Raw genomic sequence first — 22174 nt, forward strand, 5'->3', positions numbered from 1 at the left:
CAACGACCCCGAGATTACAAATCACGTGCTCTGGCCAACTGAGCTAAAGAGGCAGGTGGGAAAGCTGTCTACATCGCACCGCTACAACCAAGTACCCTTGCTGCGGTCAAGCCCTGGGGGGATTCCGAGGGAGCTGGTCGTGCAGGACTTTCCCGGCGCAAAGATACGCTCTTTTTCCAACTAATCAAATTTTTTTTCGTTATCTTGAAAATTCTCGTACTTTTGCGCAAACAAAAAAGTACATGAACACAACCGAACGTTTTCTTCGTTACGTCTCGTTCGATACCCGGTCGGACGAAGACTCCCTGACGACGCCCAGCACACCCGGGCAACTGCATTTGGCCGAATATTTGGCGCAGGAACTGGCGGACATTGGGATGGACGACGTTTCGCTCGATGCCAACGGTTACGTCATGGCTACCCTGCCTGCCACCACACTGCGCGAAGGCATCCCCACCGTCGGATTTATCGCTCACATGGATACCAGTCCCGATATGACGGGCAAGGACGTGAAGCCGCGGATCGTGACGTACGACGGCGGCACGATCGTACTGAACGAGGCGGAGCGGATCGTGCTCTCGCCCGATACGTTTCCGGAACTGGCGAACTACGTGGGGCAGGAGCTGATCGTTACCGACGGAACTACATTGCTGGGGGCCGACGATAAGGCCGGCATAGCAGCTATCGTATCGGCCATGGAATACCTGCTTGCGCATCCGGAGATCGCTCACGGCAAGGTGCGCGTCGGCTTTACACCCGACGAAGAGATCGGGCGGGGGGCAGACCTGTTCGATGTCGACAAGTTCGGTTGCGACTGGGCGTACACGATTGACGGCGGAGAAATCGGCGAGTTAGAGTACGAGAATTTCAACGCCGCGCAGGCTGTGATCACCATCAAAGGGCGGAACGTGCATCCCGGCTATGCCCAAAACAAGATGATTAACGCCGCCCTGCTGGCTACGGAGCTGAGCGCCTCGCTGCCGCCCGAACAGAGGCCGGAGAAAACGAGCGGGTACGAAGGCTTTTTCCATCTCACACGCTTGGAAGCCACGGTCGAGGAGGCTACCTTACATTATATTATTCGCGATCATGACCGGGCTCTTTTCGAGCAGAAGAAAGACTTGCTCCGTACACTCGCGAACGGGATGGAGACGAGGTATCCCGGTTGCGTAACCGTCGAGGTGCGTGACCAGTATTACAATATGCGCGAAATCATCGCGCCGGGAATGGAGGTGATCGAGTACGCGTGCGAGGCGATGCGTGCGGCGGGCGTTACGCCGCGTATCCGTCCGGTGCGGGGCGGTACGGACGGGGCGCGTCTGTCGTTTATGGGGCTGCCCTGCCCGAACTTGTTTGCCGGAGGACTGAATTTTCACGGACGGTACGAATATCTGCCGGTTCGTTCGCTCGAAAAAAGCAAGGAAACGATTATTCAACTATGTCATATAATTACAGATCAAACGAAATAAAAATGAAGACAACACCATTTACCGATTTACACATCGCACTGGGTGCGAAAATGCATGAGTTTGCCGGATATAACATGCCGATCGAATATGCCGGAATTATCGAAGAACATCAGACCGTATGCCAAGGCGTGGGCGTTTTCGACGTTTCGCACATGGGCGAAATCTGGGTCAAAGGGCCGAAAGCGCTCGAACTGCTTCAGAAAGTGACGTCGAACGATGTCGCTTCGCTGCCGGTGGGGAAGGCGCAGTACAGCTATTTCCCCAACGAACAGGGCGGAATCGTCGACGATATCATCGTGTATCATTACGAAGACGAGAAATACCTGCTCGTGGTCAATGCCTCGAACGTGCAGAAAGATTTCGACTGGTGCGTGAAGCACAACACGATGGGCGCCGAGCTTGAAAACGCGTCGGACAATATGGCGCAGCTGGCCGTGCAGGGCCCGAAAGCCGCCGAGGTGATGCAGCGCCTTACGCCGGTCGACCTTTCGTCGATTCCTTACTACGGCTTCGTCACGGGCGAATTTGCCGGATGCCCGAACGTGATCATCTCCAACACCGGCTATACCGGCGCGGGAGGGTTTGAACTGTATTTCTATCCGAACGAAGGACGCAAGATATGGGACGCCCTCTTCGAGGCCGGTAAGCCCGAAGGCATCCGCCCCATCGGACTGGGAGCGCGCGATACGTTGCGTCTGGAGATGGGATTCTGCCTCTACGGAAACGATATCGACGACACGACGTCGCCCATCGCAGCCGGTTTGGGGTGGATCACGAAATTCGTCGACGGCAAAGACTTCGTCAACCGCGCCGCGCTGGAGAAGCAGAAGAAAGAAGGCGTGGCTCGCAAACTTTGCGCTTTTGAACTGTTAGAAAAAGGCGTGCCGCGCAACGGCTACGAAATCGTTTGTCCGCAGGGCGAAGTGATCGGCCGCGTAACGTCAGGTACGATGTCGCCGATGATGAAAATCGGTATCGGGCTCGGCTACGTGGAAGCCGCTCATGCCAAAGTGGGCGAAAACATTTGCATCCGTGTGCGTAACCGCGACCTGAAGGCGCGGATCGTCAAACCGCCGTTCCGCAAATGAAGAAGAACGGAATCCGTTTCGGTGTAGTCGGTACGAATTTCATTACCGACTGGGTGATAGCCGGCGGGCGCGAAGACGAACGGTTCGAACTCTCGGCCGTTTGTTCGCGTTCGCACGAAACGGCGCGGGCTTTTGCCGATAAACACCGTATCCCGCATACGTTCACCTCGCTCGAAGCGATGGCGGCCAGCCCCCTGATCGATGCCGTTTACATTGCCTCGCCCAACGCCCTTCACGCGCAGCAGGCCATCTTGTGCATACGCCACGGCAAACACGTGCTGTGCGAAAAAGCACTGGCCTCGAACGCCGCCGAAGCGCGCGAAATGATCGCCACGGCACGCCGTCAGGGCGTCGTGCTGATGGAGGCGATGAAACCGACGCTCACGCCCGGCTTCCGCGCCATCCGCGAGCAACTGCCGAGGGCCGGAACCCTCAGGCGCTACTTTTCCTGTTACTGCCAGTACTCGTCGCGCTACGACAAACTCAAGGAGGGCATCGTGCTCAACGCCTTTCAGCCCGCACTGAGCAACGGCGCCACGATGGACATCGGGGGCTATACGATTTATCCCATGGTCGTACTCTTCGGCCGACCGAAGACCGTCCATGCCTCGGGCGTCAGACTCTTCAGCGGTGTCGACGGACAGGCTGCCGTTCAATTTTCATACGACGGAGGTCTTGACGCGACCGTCCTCTACGGTAAAATCGCCGACTCGACGCTGCCCACCGAAATTCAGGGTGAAAACGGAACGATTACGGCCGACCGCATCAACATCATCGGCCGCGTGAGCTTTACCCCCCGCAAAGGCGAAACGATCGACCTGCTCGCGCCTCCCACCCATAACGAATACTACTACGAAATAGCCGAATTTATCGACCTGATCCAATCCGGCACCATGGAATCGGCCGTCAACTCGCACGCTCACTCGTTGATCACGATGGAGCTGCTCGACGAAATCCGCCGTCAGCTCGGTGTGCGCTTCCCTGCCGACGAACGTTGACCGGCAATCGCCTTCGCAGGATCCGGTCGCTCCATTGCAAAAGGCGGAAACCGAATATCCGGTATTCAAACAGCTGTTCTTGCCCCGGAAACTGAGTATCCGGTATTCAAACAGCTGTTTTTGCCCCGGAAACTGAGTATCCGGTATTCAAACAACTGTTTTTGCCCCGGAAACTGAGTATCCGGCATTCAAACAGCTGTTTTTGCTCCGGAAACTGAGTATCCGAACGCAAACAACGTGAATCAACGTGGTAAATAAATTAGCACGAGTTCGATGTAAGAAAAAACGACTTTAAAACGATGCTATTGTTCCCGGCGTAGAGAAGAATGATTTTCAGGTTAATATAGCAAAAAGGCCGCCTCGTTACGGATTCGAGACGGCCTTGTTTTAATTTTGTTACGAAATCGATTAAATTGTAGAAACTCTCTTTTCTTTGATGCGCGCTTTCTTTCCGGTAAGTTTCCGCAAATAATACAATTTAGAACGACGAACTTTACCAATTTTGTTAAGTACAATATTTTCAATAAAAGGAGATTCGATCGGAAAAATTCTTTCTACTCCGACATTTTCGGACATTTTCCGAACCGTAAAACGCTTCTTATCACCCTGTCCCGAAATGCGAATTACTACGCCCCGGTACTGCTGAATACGCTCTTTGTTTCCTTCTTTGATTCGATACGAAACCGTGATCGTATCGCCGCTCTTGAACGCGGGATGTTCTTTTTTAGTAGCAAATGCTTCCTCTGCAACTTTAATTAAATCCATTGTTTATAGCTCTTTATATGTTTATAATTCGAACAAAACGCAACATAACGGGTCTCACTCTTTCCCGACAGCGATTACGTAAAGCGGCTGCAAAGATATAAAAAAAACAGATATATACGCATTTTCGAAGTATGTTTTTATGTCTGTTCGAGCCGGAAAAGTCCCTCGTATCATCGCTTGTTGATAAAAAGCAGACAAATTATTGTTGTTTTTTCTCCCCGGGCGTGTATTTTTGCGGGATATAAAAACGTAACGCATGAATAAGATCAATTATACTTTACTGTTTTTTCTGCTTGGGCTGAATATGATGTCGCAAGTAGAGCCTGTCTTGTTTCGGAAAGCAGATAAAGCGAAGATGAACCATTGGGTCGATTCTGTATACCGGACAATGACCGACGATGAACGAATCGGACAATTATTTATGGTCGTAGCCGAGCCGAAGTCGGATGCTGCCAATATGCGGAAGATCGAAAGTTACATCACAAATCAGAAAGTGGGAGGTGTACTTTTTCACAAAGGCAATCCGTTGACACAGGCAGAAGTGACGAATCGGCTGCAAAAAGTTTCACGTATACCGCTGTTTATCGCTCTCGACGGAGAATGGGGTTTATCAATGCGTCTGAGCGAAACTACGCGGTTTCCCCAAAATATGATGCTGGGGGCTATTGAAGACATCCGTCTGATTGAAGCTTACGGTGCCGAAGTCGGACGGCAATGCCGGGAGATGGGCATCCATATCAACTTCGCACCGACCATCGACGTGAACAGCAATACGGACAATCCCGTTATCGGTCTCCGCTCATTCGGTGAAGATCCTGATGCCGTGGCGGAAAAAGGCGTAGCCTATGCGCGCGGACTTGAAAGCACGGGTATCTTCTCCGTAGCGAAACATTTCCCGGGACACGGTGATACGTCGGACGATTCGCATCATACCTTACCGGTCTTACGCCGTTCGATGAAAGAGATGGATCGCATTGAGCTGTCTCCTTTCCGCCATTATATCAAGGCCGGATTTGCAGGTATCATGACGGCTCATCTGTATGTGCCGGCACTCGACAAAAAAGAGAGACGGGCGGCTTCTATGTCGGATGCTGTCGTTACGGATCTCCTACAGAAGAAAGATGGCTTTCAGGGACTTTGTTTTACGGATGCCCTGGCCATGAAAGGTGCCGAACGCAACAAGCAGGAAAGCCCTTCGGTTCTGGCGTTAAAGGCAGGGAACGACATTGCCCTTGCCCCGAACAAACTGACCAAAGAAATAGAAGCCGTAAAAGCAGCGATTATCGATGGAACACTCAGCAAAGATGATATTGCTTCAAAGTGTAAAAAGATCTTGTCGTATAAATACATTGCCGGATTGAACAATTATCGTCCGATTAAAATCGAAGGCCTTTCCGAACGGTTGAACTCCGCCCATGCCACCTGGTTAGCAGCCAAGTTGAACGAAGAAGCGATTACGTTATTAAAGAATGAGTCGGACTACCTGCCTCTGAAGCAACTCGAAAAGAAAAAGATTGCTCTGCTTTCCATCGGCGATGTGTATGACGAAGAATTTCAATCCACACTGGGAAAATATGATGCCATTGATCATTACAGGGTAACTCTTTCGACAAAAGAAGCGGAAATCGAGACCATCGTGCGCGATTTAGAGAAATATGATGTGATCATCTGCGGTGTCTATACGGTACGAATCAACGAACATCCCTCATTAGCAAAACTCGCCGCACGGAAAGACTGGATATATGTTTTCTTTACCCTGCCTTACTTCTGCAAAGAGTATAAAGAGTCTATCAAGCATGCCAGAGCCGTAGTCATGGCGTATGAAGGTACTCCTTTCGCACAGGAATATGCAGCGCAGGCAGTGTTCGGAGGCATCCCGACGAAGGGTAAACTGGCTGTCACCATCCCCGGCTTGTTTTATGCGGGTACAGGTATTTTTACGGAAAAGACGCGTCTGGGGTATCATTTTCCTGAAGAGGTGAGGATGGATGCCGCCCGTCTGGCGGAAATCGATGCCATTGTCAAAGAAGGATTGAGCAAAGAGGCCTATCCGGGATGTCAAGTATTGGTAGCCAAGAATGGGACGATCGTATACGATAAATCGTTCGGATATTATGACTACCAAAGGAAACAGAAAGTAACGAGCCGCTCGGTATATGATCTGGCATCAGTCTCAAAAGCAACCGGTACCCTGCTGGCCGTGATGAAAACTTACGACGACCGGTTGATCACGCTGAACAGCCCTGTCTCCTCCTATATCCCGTCTCTGCGGGAAACCAACAAAGTGCATCTGACGATTGAGGAGTTGCTGTATCATCAGTCCGGCATCGTACCATCCATTCCTTTTTACATGAATGCCATCGATGAAAAAAGTTATACAGGCAAGTTATACAGCCGTACCCAAAACGCTACGCATCCCGTGCGTCTGGATGAACACACGTATGCCCGTAACGATTTCAAGTTCTTCTCTCATCTGATATCGGAGACGAAAAAGCCCGGGTTCACGGCCGAAGCCGCGAAGCATCTCTATGTGCACGATTCGTTCAAGGATATTATCATGCAGGAGATCAAAGAATCGAAACTGGGAGAACGCGGCAAATACAGATACAGTTGCGTGAATTTTATTCTGTTGAAGATGGTTGTTGAGCAGCAAACCGGGCAACCGATGGATAAGTTCTTGCGGACCCATTTCTTCGACCGGTTGGGAGCGCGTACAACGACTTACAATCCGTTGCATAAAATGGACACGATGGTAATTGTTCCGACCGAGAACGACGAATTTATACGTCGGCAGTTGTTGCGTGGTTATGTACATGACGAAGCGGCAGCCTTTCAGGGAGGCGTTTCGGGAAATGCCGGCCTGTTCTCCAATGCGGGCGATCTGGCCAAGCTGCTGCAATTATATTTAAATGGCGGTACGTATGGCGGCGAATCGTATCTTTCAGCCGAGACGTGCAAACTTTTTACGCAAAGCAAAAGTCCGACCTGTCGTCGCGGGCTGGGATTCGATAAACCCGATACCGGCAATCCGGAGGCATCACCTTGTGGAGTATCAGCACCCTCCTCGGTCTACGGACACACCGGATATACCGGGACGGCCTTCTGGGTAGATCCGGACAACCAATTAATCTATATCTTCCTAAGCAATCGTGTTCATCCGACACGTACTAATGGAAAACTGTCGTCGCTGGAAATACGCACACGCATACAGGATGCGATCTACCGCGCAATAAAGAAATAAAAGAAAAAGGGGGCTGTCCGCAAAGTCTTTGACTTGATCGGACAGCCCCCTTTTCTCTACCTGTTGACGCGTTGCTTCTATTCTATTCTTTTACTGTTCTTATTCAGGATGATATGACCAACATATCCTAAAAGAACAAGCACAAGACCTAAAACAAGCATGACATTATTCCCGGCGCTTCCGCTTATTGCAGGGATTGCCAAAACGATCACTCCAATCAGGAGAACAAGAACTCCTAAATACTTTAATGCACTCATGGTTTGATATTTTAATTATTATTACATACCAATTTTAAGCACAAATAAAGGAATAATTCTTCGATTCGAAAAATATTTCGGCAAAAAAATGATGAAATGAATCAAATAACCTTTTATATTTGCCCTTGAAAAAAGACAAACAGATGTTGAGAATACTTTATACTGTTTATTTCTGGTTGATCGCAGCCCCTGTTTTTGTGGTGCATACCATTCTGACGGCCCTGATCGTTACGGTTGGCTGCCTGCTGGGAGGAGAAAAATTCTTTTCGTTCTATCCGGGGATGTTATGGTCGAAGGTAACGTGCTGGCTGGCCCTCTGTCCGGTTAAAGTGCGCGGACGCGAACACCTGCGTAAAGGACAGTCGTATGTATTTGTGGCCAATCATCAGGGAGCATTCGATATTTTTCTGATATACGGTTTTCTGGGAGTACCCATGAAATGGATGATGAAACAAGGGCTGGCTAAAATTCCTTTTGTAGGTTACGCCTGTCGTGCCGCAGGATTTATTTTTGTCGACAATTCATCGCCGAAAGCAGCGCGACGCAGTATCGCTGAAGCAGAACAGAAACTTAAAAACGGTGCATCGCTGGCGGTCTTTCCGGAAGGATCACGGTCAGAAACCGGGAAAGTCGGACGTTTTAAGAAAGGCGCGTTTCAGATAGCGTTAGACCTCCATCTGCCGATTGTTCCCATTACGCTGAACGGTCCTTATCATGTCTTACCAATCGGATCGTGGCGTGTACGGTCTCATCGTATGGAGATGGTAATTCATCCACCAGTCTATGACACGGAGCAACCGATAGATTCAGCCAACCTTCAGCAATTTGCCGATACCACAAAACAAATCATCACATCTGCCCTTTGGGAAGAATTCAGGTAGTTTAGCGGCCGGTCGTGCCTGATAAAATGGAGTGGCCGTCACCTCGTGCTCCGAGGTTCGAACGACCGGAAAAAGGTAAAAAAACGCTACCTTTGCCGCTCGAAAAAAAAAAAATTATGGTTTCAATCGAAGGACTGACCGTCGAATTTGGCGGTTTCACGTTGTTAGACGGCTTGTCGTTTGTCGTCAATCGCAAAGATCGCATTGCTTTAGTGGGAAAAAACGGAGCGGGAAAGTCTACGCTGTTGAAAATTCTGGCCGGCATGCAGCAACCCACACGCGGAACGGTGAGTATCCCGCGCGACACGACAGTGGGCTATTTGCCGCAGCAGATGCAACTCTCCGACACCCGCTCGGTGCGCGAAGAAACAGAGCAGGCCTTCGCGCATATTCATGCGACGGAAACGGAGATTGAACGCATTAACCGGGAGCTGTCGGAGCGAACGGACTATGAGTCGGAAGGATTCCGGAAACTGATCGACCGGATGACGTGGCTCACCGAGCAGTTCCAGATGATGGGCGGTACGAATTACCATGCCGAGCTGGAGCGCACGCTGTTCGGACTGGGCTTTACGCGCGACGACCTCGAGCGCCCGACGGCGGAGTTCAGCGGAGGATGGCGCATGCGTATCGAACTCGCCAAGCTACTCCTGCAACGCCCCGACGTGCTCCTGCTCGACGAACCGACCAACCACCTCGATATAGAGTCCATTCAGTGGCTCGAAACGTTTATGGCCACCTCGGCCAATGCGGTGATCCTCGTCTCGCACGACCGCGCGTTTATCAACAACACCACACACCGCACCCTTGAGATCGAACTCGGACATATTTACGATTACAAGGTGAAGTACGACGAATATGTGGCGCTTCGCCGCGAGCGTCGCGAACAGCAATTGCGCGCTTACGAGAACCAGCAGAAAATGCTGGCCGACACCGAGGCTTTTATCGAACGGTTCCGCTATAAAGCGACGAAGGCCGTGCAGGTACAGTCCCGCATCAAGCAACTCGCCAAGGTGGAACGCATCGAAGTAGACGAGGAAGACCACGCGATGCTTCATCTAAAGTTTCCCCCGGCGCCGCGATCCGGTTCGTACCCGGTGACCGTAGAAAGTCTGAGCAAGCGCTACGGCGATCATCTGGTATTTGCCGACGCCACGTTTACCATTCATCGTGGCGACAAGGTCGCTTTCGTGGGTAAGAACGGCGAGGGAAAATCAACGCTCGTAAAGTGCATCATGGGAGAGATTACCGATTACGGGGGGACGTTGCAGCTCGGGCACAACGTCCGTACGGGATATTTCGCGCAGAATCAGGCACAGTTACTGAACGAGCAGAAGACAGTCTTTGAGACCATCGACGATGTGGCGCAAGGCGATATTCGCACGAAGATACGCGATATACTGGGCGCGTTCATGTTCGGCGGTGAGGCGTCGGACAAGAAGGTAGGCGTGCTTTCCGGCGGAGAGCGCAGCCGGTTGGCCATGATTCGTCTGCTGCTCGAACCGGTCAATCTGCTGATTCTCGACGAGCCGACGAACCACCTCGACATGCGCTCGAAGGATGTGCTTAAAGAAGCGTTGCGCGAGTTTGACGGCACGTTGATCGTCGTCTCGCACGACAGGGAATTTCTGGACGGACTGGTCGATAAAGTCTATGAGTTCGGGAACAAACGCGTGCGTGAGCATCTGGGTGGCATCTATGAATTTCTGGAGCGCCGGAAAATCGAGACGTTGCAGGAGCTGGAACGCAAAGCGCAGACCGTGGCTGCTCCGGCTGTGACGACGAAGCAGCCGGAGAGCGTGAACGCCGGAATGCCCGACGCGAAGCCGCAAGCCGTGCGCTCGTACGAAGAGCAGAAGGAGCGGGCGCGGCGTTTGCGTAAGCTGGAAAAGGCCGTAGCCGATGCCGAACAGGAGATTATGACGTTAGAAGACAAAATCGCCACGCTCGAAGCACGTATGGCCACCCCCGAAGGAGCGGCGGATACTACCCTCTACACCGAGCACGGCCGACTGAAAACGACGCTGTCCGAAGCGATGGACCGCTGGACGGAAGCCTCCGAAGCGCTGTCGGAAGCCTCCGACTCGTAACGCACGCGATCGTTGACCGCCGCGTTACTTCACAATGTAGACAATCTTCGAATACTGGGCCACGCGAAAAGCTCCGAACGGGTTCTGTTTGGGATCCGGTTCGTAGACTACATTTCCGTAAACACGCACGGGAGACGTAAACATCGGACGTCCCCGTTGGGCATCGTCGAGCGAGTTGGCGATAAGCAAATCCATGAATAGCTGGTATTGCTTCGAGACGCGGTAGAGGGTAATCTCCACTTCATCGCCCTTGAGAAATTTGCCGCCGATGTTCGAGCCGGTGAAGGAGCGCGATATTTTGCCGTCGCTGTCAAACTTGTCGTCTACGGCGTAGACACGCGATTTTTTATTATTCTCTTTCATGTATGCCACTTTGATCATAAAGTAGTTGTCGCCGTCGGTTTGGGTCGGGAACGTGAGACGGAGCGCGATTTCATCTTTGAAGAACCCTCCGTCGCTACGCTGAGTGATGTTACTTTCGGTAAGTTCCGGTACTTCACGCATCCGGTCTTCGGAGGTATAGCGTTTTCCCTTGTAATCGATCGTGAGCCGGTAATTCTTGTCCGGTTCGGGTTTGAAATCGCGGCAAACATAATCGCCGTTTCCCTGATCGACGAAAGTGTACGTCTCATTCCCGGAAGCGGAGACGAGTACTGTGGCGCCGGTTGCCGTTTCGGAGGGTTGATTCGTGTAGTAATCGTTCGTATAGGAGAGGTGTATCTTCTGTTCGTTGCCCGGTTTCCCTTTTTCCCAGTCGAGCGCGGCGTCTACTACGAGCTGTTGCTCTTGCGAGTCGAGTTTCAGATCTATCACTTCTTCGCAACCTGTGCAAAGGGCGAGGAGTAAGATAAAAGAAAGGAATGCTTTCATTTTCGTTCAGAATATAAAATTATACGTAATGCTTGGAATGATGCCGAAGATGGATAGTTTCACGGCTTCGTTGCGTCGTGTCTCTTCGTTTTGGCGGAAGAAGATCGAGTTGGCGTTCTTCCGGTTGTAGACGTTGTAGACGCCCAGTACCCATTCGCTCTTCCAGCGTTTGTTCGGCTTGTGATGCGGGGTATAAACGATCGAGAGGTCGAGGCGGTGGTACGTAGGCAATCGGTATTCGTTCCGTTTACTGTAGTTCGGGATCGTCATATCGAAATACCGGTACTTTCCTACGGGGAAGTTGGCGGGCAATCCGCTTTGCAGGCTGAATACCCCGCCAAACGACCATTGCGGCGTAAGGGCATACATAGCGGTGACGGACAGATCGTGCGGTTTATCGTAGGGCGTGCTGTACCAGTCGCCGTAGTTGATACCGATCTCTTCGGGCGTGCGTCCCGGCGTTCTCTGTTCCGATTTGGAGAGGGTATAGCCGATCCATCCGGTCAGCTTGCCTTTATTTTTCCGCAGCAGGATCTCTAATCCGTAGGCGCGACTGTGGGCGGGCAATACAACCCGCTCAATCGCTTCGTTCGCCACAAGATCCGCCCCGTCGATGTATTCGAGACGGTTTTCCACATCCTTATAATAGGTTTCTACTTCGAGGCTGTAGGCGTCGTTCGCCAGATTCGACGCTACCCCGACGGCATACTGGTTGGCCTTTTGCGGAAGCATGAAGCGGTTGCTCGGCGTCCATACATCAAGCGGAGTAGGAGAGGAGGTGTTGGAAATCAGATGCAGGTACTGAGCCGTGCGTGTATAACTGGCTTTGAGGGAATGATTGTCGTTAAAGGCATACGAGAGCGCCAAACGCGGTTCGAGATTGAAGAACGGGTCGATCACTTCGCCTTTGCCGTAATGTTTCTTTCCGGTGGGCGTAGCCATGCGGTAAGTTTGCGTATATTTATTGAAAAGCACCGCCTGATCGTCGGCGTACACGTTGACATCCTGTTCGCCTAAGTGTAGAAAGGAACTGAAGCGCAGTCCGTACGAAACGGTGAACGCTTTCGTCAATGTATGTTCCGCGTCAACGTATATTCCGCTCTCCAATGCGTATTTGTGAGGCAGGAGTTTCTCTCGGATAGCCGAGCCCGGACCGGTGGGGGAGAGTTTACCAGGGTTAAAGGCGTAGTAAAGCCCTTGCAGACCGTACGAAAGGTTGATCTTATCGGATAAATAGTGTTTGAAATCGTATTTCACGTTTACGTTCTTGATACCCGAATCCCACTGAAACTCGACAGGCGCCAACTTGAAGCCGTAATAGTAATCGCTGTAGATAAGCGAGAGGTTGGAAAAGAGCTGTTCGTTGAACAGGTGGTTCCAGCGGAGATTAAAGAGGGTATTTCCGTAGACATTGGTAAGGAAGTCGTTCAGATCAAACATATCGCGCCCGAAGTATCCCGACAGATAAAGTCTGTTACGGTCGTTCAGGCGGTAGCTCAGCTTGGTATTGAGGTCATAGAAGTAAGCAGAGTTTTTGTTGTCCCTCAGTTTCAGGAAGAGATGCGCGTATGAGGCGCGTCCTCCTACGAGAAAAGATCCTTTTCCCTTTATCAAGGGGCCTTCGGCCAGCAATCGCGACGAGAGCAGCCCGATACCGCCTGTGGCGCCGAATCGGTTTTGGTTACCTTCCTTCTGATAGATGTCGAGCACGGACGAGATGCGTCCGCCGTAGCGGGCGGGCATACTGCCTTTGTAGAGTTTCATATCGCGGATGGCATCGGCGTTGAAGACGCTGAGGAAGCCGAACAGATGCGAGGCGTTGAAGACGGCCGCTTCGTCGAGGAGGATCAGGTTCTGGTCTGCCGCTCCGCCTCTGACGTTAAAGCCCGACGACGTTTCGCCGGCATTACTTACGCCCGGCAGGTATTGCAGCGTTTTCAGGACATCGACCTCGCCGATCAGTACGGGCAGCTTTTTGACTGTCGGCAGCGGCAGCGAGACAAGGCTCATCTGCGGGCTGCGAATCTCGGCTTTATCGGTCCGATTGGCTACAACCTCGACAGCCGAGAGTTGAATACTTTCGTCCGAGAGCTTGTAGTTTTTACGAATGTTTTTATTCAATTCAATCGTCTCGGTAATCGTTTCATAGCCCAGATAAATTACGGAGACGGTGTAGGTACCCGCGGGCAGGGTGATGGAGAAGAATCCGTATTCGTTTGTGCTCGTTCCCGTTTGGCCGTCACCGATGACGAAATTCACTCCCGGGAGGTTCTCTCCGCTGGCGGCGTCGGAAACGATGCCGCTAAGCGTGTATTTTTGCTCTGCCTGAAGCGTCACGCTCGAAACAGCCAGCAGGATCATAAAGACTATTCTTTTCATTCTTGTCGAAATAAATTTCGGCAAAGGTAAAAAAATCCCGGAGCGTGACTTCCGGGATTTTCCTTTTTAAGCATCGTTTACAAACGGCGCTTCGGCGTTCCCTCCGTTGGCCGCTGTTCACGGTCTGTTCAATCGTCAACCGACGATCGTGGCGCTCACAGGTACACTCCAGGGTCCTGTTTCTCCTCTCTTGTTTACCCATCGCAGCCAGTAGTAAGCCGGCTTCCCGGCATCGGAGCCGTTGAATTTGATCAGATGAGGCGAGGCCGTTTCGGTTCCGATAAATTTCAGATCATCTTCCGACACGGGGGCATCGCCGCCGATTTTGATCCAGATCTGGCATCCATATATGCCATGAGGTTTGGCCCGGCTTGTCGGGGTAGCGCTGTCGACGAACGACACGCGATGTTGTAAACGTACCGAGAAATCAATCTTGGCGATGGGTTGGGTCGTTGGTGCGGCCACCGGCGTCGGAGCCTTGTCGCGCGAAGACAATCCCAGCGATACGCGTTCCGCGTCGCTGATTTTGCTGTTGTTCAAAATATACTCCGCGAAGAAGCTTCGCATCTGCGAGGTATATCGTTCCATCAGGACGTTCTTCTGCTCGACAATGTATGACGAACGCAGCTTCTTATCGGCATAGCTCGGATAAAAAGCGTTCCATTCTTCATGCAACGCCACAATGAGATTAACCGCTTCGCCCGAAATTCCCCACGGTACCTGATTCTCTTTGACTTTTTTGATAGCCTGTTCCTGCCAGTCGTTAAAGGCGGCAACGGCTAGGGGAATATAATTTCTACTCATATCAAAACAATTTTTAAATGAGATATTTATTGAATTGAAAAAAATACAAGATTCGCTTACGGAGTGTTTGTATAAAGCCTTGGAACGTTGTCGTTCGGGAATTTTAACGAAGCTCGCAGTCGCGGAAACAAAAGTTTCCATGGCAGAAACAAAAGTTTCCGCGGCAGAAACAAAAGTTTCCGTGGTAGAAACAAAAGTTTCCGTGGTAGAAACAAAAGTTTCCGTGGCAGAAACAAAAGTTTCCGCGGCAGAAACAAAAGTTTCCATGGCAGAAACAAAAGTTTCCGCGGTAGAAACAAAAGTTTCCGCGGTAGAAACAAAAGTTTTCTTTACCGCGATGTAACATTATATTTCCCTTCCGAAAGGCTCAGACTCCGATAGCAAAGAGCGCTTGTTGCCGGTCTTTTGTGCCGGCGGGTACGGCAAGTATGGAGAAAACGGACGATTTTGTCAGCATACGCGTGCTATCCTTGCCAGCCCCGTACCGTAAGCGGCAAGGACGGATGAAATCCATTTTAGTCCGTCGTATAAGAGAAGGTCGCGTATCATCGTTCTATCGGTTTAAAATATGAACGCTTCAAATATAAACATAAAAACCGGAAAATGCAAGCGAAAGCGAAAAAAATGCAGGTGGAGGCAAAAAAAACCGGAGAGCATCGTAACGCTCTCCGGTCGAGAAGGGGGATTGGTTCTTTATTTCAGATAATCGGTAATGGCGCGAGGCAGGTAGAACGTCTCGTTCTTATCGACGTAGACGATCACCGTCTGCAACCGTACTTCTTCTTTTCCTTTCTTTCCCAGTTTCACGATGTTCGTGTAAGGCGTGATGGTGAGTTGTTTTTTCTTGTTTTTCACCACCAGCGTGGGGTTATCTTTTTCGGTAGCCGGAGGTACTACGGTATATGTATAGCCTTTCAGCACTTCGGTATGCGGCGCGAAGTTGGCATCGGTCAGCTCGTCGAGTTTGCCCGTCAGCCCTACGGCAGCAGTCATGTAATGGTTCAGTTCGATGTTGGTGTACATTCCCATGGGGAGCGTACCTGCCGGATGATAAGCGACTAAAAGAACATCTTCGCCCGTATGTCCGTTGGTTGTAAAGCCGAAGCAGGTCTTCGAGGTGATCAGCTTGGCGACGAACCCGTTCAGCGAGCCACTGTAGAGCGACGCGAGCGCTTCTTTTTCGTTGCGTTCGTTTTCGGGAATCGGACTGTTCTTGTAACCCTTGCAATGGTAGAGCGTTTGCAATTCTTCGTCGGTCAGTTCAAAGCCGGCATACTGGCGGAAGATATCCTGCACGGCCGAAGACGGTTCTTCGTTGAGTTTTTTGGCAAATCCGTCGGCCGAGAGTTTGATTTGCGTAACGGTTCCGAACAGCTGGTCTTTCGTGAGCTTGTCATAGCCTTTGCAGTCGCGGCGTCCGAGGCTGAACCCGCTGTTTCCGTGATCCGATACCATCACAACGAGCGTATTGCCGTCGCGACGCGCGAAATCGAGTGCAACGCGGCACGCCTTGTCGAAAGCCAGATAATCGGTCAGCATGCCCACCGGATCGTTGCCGTGCGCCGCCCAGTCTACTTTACTTCCTTCTACCATCAGGAAGAAGCCTTTTTCGTTCTTCGAGAGTTTGTCTAATGCTTTTTTTGTCATCTCTTCGATGGAGGGTTGTTGCGCCGGGTCGCGGTCGATGTCGTACGCCATATCGCGGTCGCCGAACAGCGCCCACATCTTGTTCGAGTTGTCGCCGCGCATTCCTTCGAGGTTATTGCGGTATACGTTGTATCCGTTTGCTTTGAGGTAAGCTTCGCCGGCTTCGTCGAGCAACGAAACGCCTCCGCCAATCACCACGTCGATATCGTTATGCACCATCTGCGGAGCGATCCACTCATAGCGTTTGCGGCTGTAGCTGTGTGCCGAGCAGTCGGCCGGCGTCGCGTGCGGAAATTCGCAGGTGAATACTAACCCCGTAGCCTTGTTCTGCACGAGCCTCATGGCTTCCAGCAGCGTGGTCATCGGCTGGTAAGCGCGCTTCGGGTCCATCGGATAAATGTCGTTTCCCTCATCGTGAGGTGGATAGGTAGCCACAAAACCCGTACGACTGGGGTAACCGGTCATATAGCACGAGGTTGTCGGCGCCGAGTCGCCGATCGGAGCGTTCGACGAGTGGGTGCGCACCGTACCGCAAATGTACGGGTCGATAGCCAGCTTGGGCATGTCGGGGTTCGTGTACCACTGATACCAGCGGGCGGTCGAGATCGTAGCCAGCGACGTTCCGTCAGGAATCAAAACAATCAGGTTCTTAACCGGTTTAACCTGCTCCGGTTCCATTGCTCGGGCTTGCCATGCGAGGCATGCCAGCAAGACTAAAAATACTGTTTTTTTCATCATGTTAAAGAAATTATTTGTTCCTCAAATCGAGTCAGTTTTTCGAGCCCTTCCGTCGTAACGCGGAAGCTGTTTTCAATGCCTACGGCGCCCGATCCTTCGATCACGAACTTCGGTTCTAAGGCGAAGACCATGTCGGGCTCCAGCACTTCTTTCGAGCGCGGCGTCAGCACGGGCGGTTCGTTGATTTCGAGTCCGATGCCGTGACCGACGAACTTGGCCTGTTGGCGCGTGCCCATGAAACAGTCGGCCAGTCCGGCTTTCTCTGCCATCGAGCGGGCCAGCTCATACAGCTCGGCGCAGGCCGTTCCGGCCCGGGCGGTCGCCTCTACGGCCGCCTGTATGTCGAGCGCCGTCTGATGGGCGCGATATGCCTTGTCGGGTAGTCGGCCGACGGCAAACACGCGCGTCATATCCGTCTGGTAGGGCGTATAGTTTCCGGCCATGTCGACCAGAATGGCTGTGCCGTCGATCAGCGGCGTACCGTTGGCGCCGATGGGGCAAACAGCCGTCTGTCCCGCTCCGCCAAGTGCGAAATCGAACGGCGAAGAGGCGGCGGCATTCTCTCCGGCCAGCACGCTTCCCATAAAAATGCTCATATTCGGGCCGTAAGCGCGGAACAGTCCGATGGAGCCGTTGAGCCGCATCCGGCGTTCAATCTCGGCTTGCAGTTCCAGATCGGTCATTCCCGCGCGGAAACAGGAGGGAATTTCGGCGTACGTAGCCGCGTGTCGCTCGGCCGAGCAGCGCATCTGCTCCAGCTCCCACGCCGTCTTCACCATCCTTACGGCGCGCATCAGGGTCGACGCGTTGCCTGTTTCGGCAGGAGAGAAGAGCGTTGCCAAACGCGTATAGTCGTTGTAGGAGAGACTGTCGGCTTCGAGCATCAGCCTTTGCGGGAGCGGACGTCCCTGCGCTTTGAAATAAGCGGTAAGATCATCAGGCCGGCGGATAAACGTGACCTGCTCGCCGGTAAAATCGATCGGACGCCTTACGAAACATTGCGCTTCCCCGTCGGCCGATAAAAAGAAATAGCCGTTGAAGACGCGCCCGGTCATGTAATAGATGTTTACGTCCGAAGCCAGTAAGATACCATCCATTCCCGCCCGAACGAGCGCGTCTCGTACCTTCTTTCGCCTGATCAAAAGATCGTCGGCTAATGTGCTTCCTGTCATTATTGCTTGGTTTTAGAAATCATCGGCCGCAAAGGTATAAATTTTTTTTGTGCTGTTTTATGAATGCCATGTTTTCCTTTTGTCTGCCGAGACGAAAAAAAAACAGGAATCAAACAGATAAAAAAATAACAAATTTCTTTATAGGATTTTGAAAAGGTTTGTATCTTTGCGGAAATTCTGATTAGAGAGAATTATATACATAATATTATAGTATCAACTTAAAAAAATTATTTCATTATGTCACAAGAAAACTTTACCGCAGATCCGCAGGATGTACAAGCTAACAAAGTGATGGCTATTCTTGCTTATTTTGGAATTTTCGTTCTGATTCCGTTGTTTGCCGCTAAGGAATCGCCTTTCGCACGTTTTCATGCCAATCAGGGACTTATTCTTCTTATCGCAGGGTTCGTGATTTGGTTGGTATCCATGGTGCTGACATTCGTGTCTCCCTTTTTCGGCATTATCAGTTTCTTGAACATTGTAATCCTTGTTTTTGCCATTATCGGGATTATCAACGCCGCTAAAGGAGAGATGAAAGAACTTCCGTTGGTCGGTAAATTCAGAATTATTAAGTAAGCATATTTTATCACTAACAAAAAAAGGGCTGCCTCGGAAATAGAAATCTCCGTGGCAGCCTTTTTGCGTTATATAACGCCCCTTCGGGGCTTTTACAGCATTCAGCCATCTGCATTCCCCCTCTTTGAAGGGATAACATTCCCCTTCGCTTCCGCTCTTCCCCCTTTTGAAGGGGGGGAGGGGGGATGTTCCTCTGGGTTCGGGATACCGTTTTTTTTGTCATTCAGAGCGAAGCGAAGAATCTCTCTTTTTCAGGGGCGGGATTCCTCACTGTGTTCGGAATGACAAAGGGTGCTATTTGCTTTGATTCGCGCCATTTGCGAAATTTGCGTTCGGATACCGTGTACCCGGCATAACCATTAACCATTGACAATTAACCATTGAATTACGTTGATTCGCGCCATTTGCGAAATTTGCGTTCGGACAAACCCAACACCACACAAAAAAGGGCGAACACAGAGGTTCGCCCCTACACGGCATACCGCACGCTGTTTGCCGATGGCTGACCGCACTGCATTCCCCCCCTTTGAAGGGATAACATCCCCCCTTCGCTTCCGCTCTTCTCCCCTTTGAAGGGGGGGAGGGGGGGATGTTCCTCTGCGTTCGTACGGCAGGCAGCCTTTAAAGAAAATATATTTTAGAAGATACTCCATAAGCAAATAACAATTCAAATCACTACCTTTGCGCCGAATTTCAACAAGCAGTCAAGTAACGGAATGGAAACATTAAAACACGAGTGCGGCGTAGCAATGATACGGCTGCTCAAGCCGCTCGAGTACTATCACCGCAAATACGGCACATGGATGTATGCGCTCAACAAACTCTATCTCCTCATGGAGAAACAACATAACCGCGGACAGGATGGAGCGGGGCTCGCCTGTGTCAAGTTCGAGGCTGCTCCCGGCGAAGAATACATGTTTCGCGAACGGGCGGTAGGCACCGACGCGATCACCGAGATTTTCGACACGGTGTATAGCCATTACAAGGAAATACCTGCCGAGCGACTCAGCGATCCGCAGTTCGCGCAGGCTAACCTGCCTTTTGCCGCCGAGCTGTATATGGGACACCTCCGATACAGCACGACGGGCAAGTCGGGGCTTTCGTACATTCACCCGTTTCTGCGTCGCAACAACTGGCGCGCGCGTAACCTCGCCCTGTGCGGGAACTTCAACATGACGAACGTGCACTCCATCTTCAAAGAAATCACCGCTACCGGTCAGCACCCCCGGCAATACGCCGACACGTACTTTATCCTTGAGCAACTCGGCCACCTGCTCGACCGCGAAGCCGAGCGTCTCTTTCGCAAATATGAGGCGGAAGGTATGCAGGGAAGGGAAATCACCTGCGCCATCGAAGAAAATATTGACCTGACCCATGTGATCGGGAAAGCCGCTTCGACATGGGACGGCGGCTACGTGATCTGCGGCGTGACCGGAAGCGGCGAATCGTTTACCGTTCGCGATCCGTGGGGCATCCGTACCGCCTTCTACTATGCCGACGACGAGATCATCGTCACCGCCTCAGAGCGTCCCGTCATACAGACCGTGATGAATGTACAGGCCGACGACGTCAAAGAACTGCAACGCGGCGAAGCGCTGATGGTAAACCGCAAAGGCGAGATGCGGACTGTGCAGCTCCTCGAGCGAAAGCCGTTGAGCGCATGCTCGTTCGAGCGTATCTACTTCTCGCGCGGCAGCGACAGGGATATCTACCGCGAGCGCAAACGGCTGGGCGAAAACCTCGTCGACTCCATCCTCAAAAAGGTGGACTACGACATCGAACATACGGTCTTTTCCTACATCCCCAACACGGCCGAGATGGCTTACTACGGCATGATGGAAGGATTGCAAAAACACCTCGACCGGCTCATCTCCGAACAACTTTCCGGAAGAGGCGCTTCACTGAGCGAGGAAGAAATACGGAGAATCTTCGCGCAACGCATCCGCAGCGAGAAGGTGATCCTCAAAGACATCAAACTGCGCACCTTCATCGCCGAGGGAAATACTCGCAACGATCTGGCCGCACACGTTTACGACATTACCTACGGCAGCATCACGCCTCACGTCGATAACCTCGTGATCATCGACGACAGCATCGTGCGCGGAACGACCCTCAAGCAGAGCATCGTCAGCATCCTCGACCGCCTGCACCCCAAAAAGATCGTTGTCGTTTCCTCTTCGCCGCAGATCCGATACCCCGATTACTACGGCATCGACATGTCGAGCATGGGCGAGTTCATCGCTTTCCGCATGGCTATCGAGCTGCTCATCAGCCGGGGCATGGAACACGTCATCATCGACACGTACAACAAGGCTAAACAGCAGCAGGGGCAACCGGAAGACTCGATCGTCAACTGTGTGAAAGATATATATGCTCCTTTTACCGACGAAGAGATTTCGGATAAGATGGCACAGATGCTCAGCGGGGAGGATATCCATGCCGATATCGAAATCGTTTTCCAGACCCTCGACGGACTGCACGAAGCATGTCCCGATCACCCGGGCGACTGGTATTTTTCGGGCGACTACCCGACGCCGGGTGGCACACGACTCGTTAATCAGGCCTTTATCCACTACGTAGAGCAGAGCTATCTGAAACGCGGCCGAAGGATCATTTGACAGCTATATATATAATGTATAGGGACGGGAGGCTTTCGCAATGATGACGCGTACTCGTATAACCGAAACGCGGCATCCCCTTTTCTGTCGCGCGTGGGAATTGTACGAAAGCGCTTTTCCGGCCGACGAGCGGCGGACGCTGCACCCGCAAAGTAAGGTGATGGAACGTGCGGCCTATCATTTCGAGGTCGTCACCGACAACGACGCCTTTGTCGGACTGTTGCTGTGGTGGCATTTCGACAACGTGCGCTACGTCGAGCATCTGGCCACGTTACCCGGATTGCGGGGGAAAGGATACGGAAAACAGGTACTCGAAACGTTCGTCGCCGAGTCCGACGTTCCCGTATGGCTCGAAGTAGAACCTCCGACCGACGAGATGAAACGCCGGCGCGTCGGTTTCTACCAAAGGGTGGGGTTTGCGCTGAACACCCATCATTACATGCAGCCGCCCTATACCGAAGGAGGCAGCCCCGTCCCTCTGCTGCTTATGACGCATCCCATTACCGTGACAGAGGCGGCTGTCCGAGACTTCTGCCGCACGTATCATCCCGTACTGACGGATTATACATAAAGAAGAGAGG

General features: G+C 51.8%; 17 protein-coding genes. 10 read left to right on the plus strand and 7 right to left on the minus strand.

All coding sequences use genetic code 11. From position 1 onward, the window contains the following. Positions 1 to 242: 242 nt before the first annotated feature. The 3 genes from pepT to ACTTKA_RS08550 are packed head-to-tail and all read left to right on the plus strand — an operon-like array spanning position 243 to position 3555. Complete coding sequence (gene pepT / locus ACTTKA_RS08540; protein ID WP_442724708.1) at positions 243 to 1469, plus strand: peptidase T; 1227 nt, start codon at positions 243 to 245, stop codon at positions 1467 to 1469. A 2-nt stretch (positions 1470 to 1471) separates the two neighbouring features. Then, entirely contained in the window at positions 1472 to 2557 is a 1086-nt protein-coding gene (gene gcvT, locus ACTTKA_RS08545) for a glycine cleavage system aminomethyltransferase GcvT (protein WP_314749190.1), read from the plus strand. Then, positions 2554 to 3555: a Gfo/Idh/MocA family protein gene (locus ACTTKA_RS08550; protein WP_442724709.1), complete on the plus strand. Its 1002-nt coding sequence runs from the start codon at positions 2554 to 2556 to the stop codon at positions 3553 to 3555. Before gcvT ends, ACTTKA_RS08550 begins: the two co-directional genes overlap by 4 nt. 408 nt (positions 3556 to 3963) lie before the next feature. Here ACTTKA_RS08550 and rplS read toward each other — a convergent pair whose 3' ends face one another. Beyond that, positions 3964 to 4320 (minus strand): 50S ribosomal protein L19, encoded by a 357-nt coding sequence (gene rplS / locus ACTTKA_RS08555; RefSeq protein ID WP_442714728.1) that lies wholly within the window; start codon positions 4318 to 4320, stop codon positions 3964 to 3966. A gap of 256 nt (positions 4321 to 4576) precedes the next feature. On the opposite strand from rplS, the gene ACTTKA_RS08560 reads away from it, so the two are divergent. Beyond that, positions 4577 to 7561, plus strand: a complete 2985-nt coding sequence (locus ACTTKA_RS08560) for a glycoside hydrolase family 3 N-terminal domain-containing protein (protein ID WP_442724710.1) — start codon at positions 4577 to 4579, stop codon at positions 7559 to 7561. A 77-nt stretch (positions 7562 to 7638) separates the two neighbouring features. Here ACTTKA_RS08560 and ACTTKA_RS08565 read toward each other — a convergent pair whose 3' ends face one another. Next, a complete protein-coding gene (locus ACTTKA_RS08565; RefSeq protein WP_442714726.1) occupies positions 7639 to 7818 on the minus strand; it encodes a hypothetical protein in 180 nt (59 codons plus the stop codon). 143 nt (positions 7819 to 7961) lie between these two features. Between ACTTKA_RS08565 and ACTTKA_RS08570 the strand changes: the two genes are divergently transcribed. Then, complete coding sequence (locus ACTTKA_RS08570; protein ID WP_442724711.1) at positions 7962 to 8699, plus strand: lysophospholipid acyltransferase family protein; 738 nt, start codon at positions 7962 to 7964, stop codon at positions 8697 to 8699. A gap of 116 nt (positions 8700 to 8815) precedes the next feature. Next, complete coding sequence (locus tag ACTTKA_RS08575) at positions 8816 to 10789, plus strand: ABC-F family ATP-binding cassette domain-containing protein (RefSeq protein ID WP_442724712.1); 1974 nt, start codon at positions 8816 to 8818, stop codon at positions 10787 to 10789. A gap of 24 nt (positions 10790 to 10813) precedes the next feature. Here the strand turns inward: ACTTKA_RS08575 and ACTTKA_RS08580 are convergent, their stop codons facing one another. From ACTTKA_RS08580 to ACTTKA_RS08590, 3 genes are all read right to left on the minus strand, one after another. After that, positions 10814 to 11659 (minus strand): DUF4249 domain-containing protein, encoded by an 846-nt coding sequence (locus tag ACTTKA_RS08580; protein ID WP_442724713.1) that lies wholly within the window; start codon positions 11657 to 11659, stop codon positions 10814 to 10816. Positions 11660 to 11665: 6 nt separating this feature from the next. Next, complete coding sequence (locus ACTTKA_RS08585; protein ID WP_442724714.1) at positions 11666 to 14038, minus strand: TonB-dependent receptor; 2373 nt, start codon at positions 14036 to 14038, stop codon at positions 11666 to 11668. Between the two features lie 135 nt (positions 14039 to 14173). Beyond that, positions 14174 to 14842 carry a hypothetical protein gene (locus tag ACTTKA_RS08590; RefSeq protein WP_442724715.1) on the minus strand — a complete coding sequence of 223 codons (669 nt, stop codon included), beginning with the start codon at positions 14840 to 14842 and terminating at the stop codon, positions 14174 to 14176. A 139-nt stretch (positions 14843 to 14981) separates the two neighbouring features. Here ACTTKA_RS08590 and ACTTKA_RS08595 point away from each other — a divergent pair, with 139 nt between their 5' ends. Beyond that, entirely contained in the window at positions 14982 to 15185 is a 204-nt protein-coding gene (locus tag ACTTKA_RS08595; protein WP_442724716.1) for a hypothetical protein, read from the plus strand. A 350-nt stretch (positions 15186 to 15535) separates the two neighbouring features. Here ACTTKA_RS08595 and ACTTKA_RS08600 read toward each other — a convergent pair whose 3' ends face one another. Further along, the gene (locus ACTTKA_RS08600; RefSeq protein ID WP_442724728.1) at positions 15536 to 17224 is read right to left on the minus strand and encodes an alkaline phosphatase; all 1689 of its coding nucleotides are present in this window, start codon (positions 17222 to 17224) and stop codon (positions 15536 to 15538) included. Beyond that, positions 17224 to 18399 carry a M24 family metallopeptidase gene (locus ACTTKA_RS08605; RefSeq protein ID WP_442724717.1) on the minus strand — a complete coding sequence of 392 codons (1176 nt, stop codon included), beginning with the start codon at positions 18397 to 18399 and terminating at the stop codon, positions 17224 to 17226. The genes ACTTKA_RS08600 and ACTTKA_RS08605 overlap by 1 nt, the downstream gene beginning before the upstream one ends. A gap of 237 nt (positions 18400 to 18636) precedes the next feature. On the opposite strand from ACTTKA_RS08605, the gene ACTTKA_RS08610 reads away from it, so the two are divergent. The 3 genes from ACTTKA_RS08610 (at position 18637) to ACTTKA_RS08620 (ending at position 22164) form a co-directional block, all read left to right on the plus strand. Continuing rightward, positions 18637 to 18975: a DUF4870 domain-containing protein gene (locus ACTTKA_RS08610; RefSeq protein WP_442724718.1), complete on the plus strand. Its 339-nt coding sequence runs from the start codon at positions 18637 to 18639 to the stop codon at positions 18973 to 18975. A gap of 716 nt (positions 18976 to 19691) precedes the next feature. Continuing rightward, a complete protein-coding gene (locus ACTTKA_RS08615) occupies positions 19692 to 21593 on the plus strand; it encodes an amidophosphoribosyltransferase (RefSeq protein ID WP_442724719.1) in 1902 nt (633 codons plus the stop codon). A gap of 40 nt (positions 21594 to 21633) precedes the next feature. After that, the gene (locus tag ACTTKA_RS08620; protein ID WP_442714618.1) at positions 21634 to 22164 is read left to right on the plus strand and encodes a GNAT family N-acetyltransferase; all 531 of its coding nucleotides are present in this window, start codon (positions 21634 to 21636) and stop codon (positions 22162 to 22164) included. The last annotated feature ends 10 nt before the right edge of the window (positions 22165 to 22174 follow it).

Origin of the sequence: Tannerella sp. (assembly GCF_052170195.1) — a bacterium.
Taxonomy (GTDB): Bacteria; Bacteroidota; Bacteroidia; order Bacteroidales; family Tannerellaceae; genus Tannerella.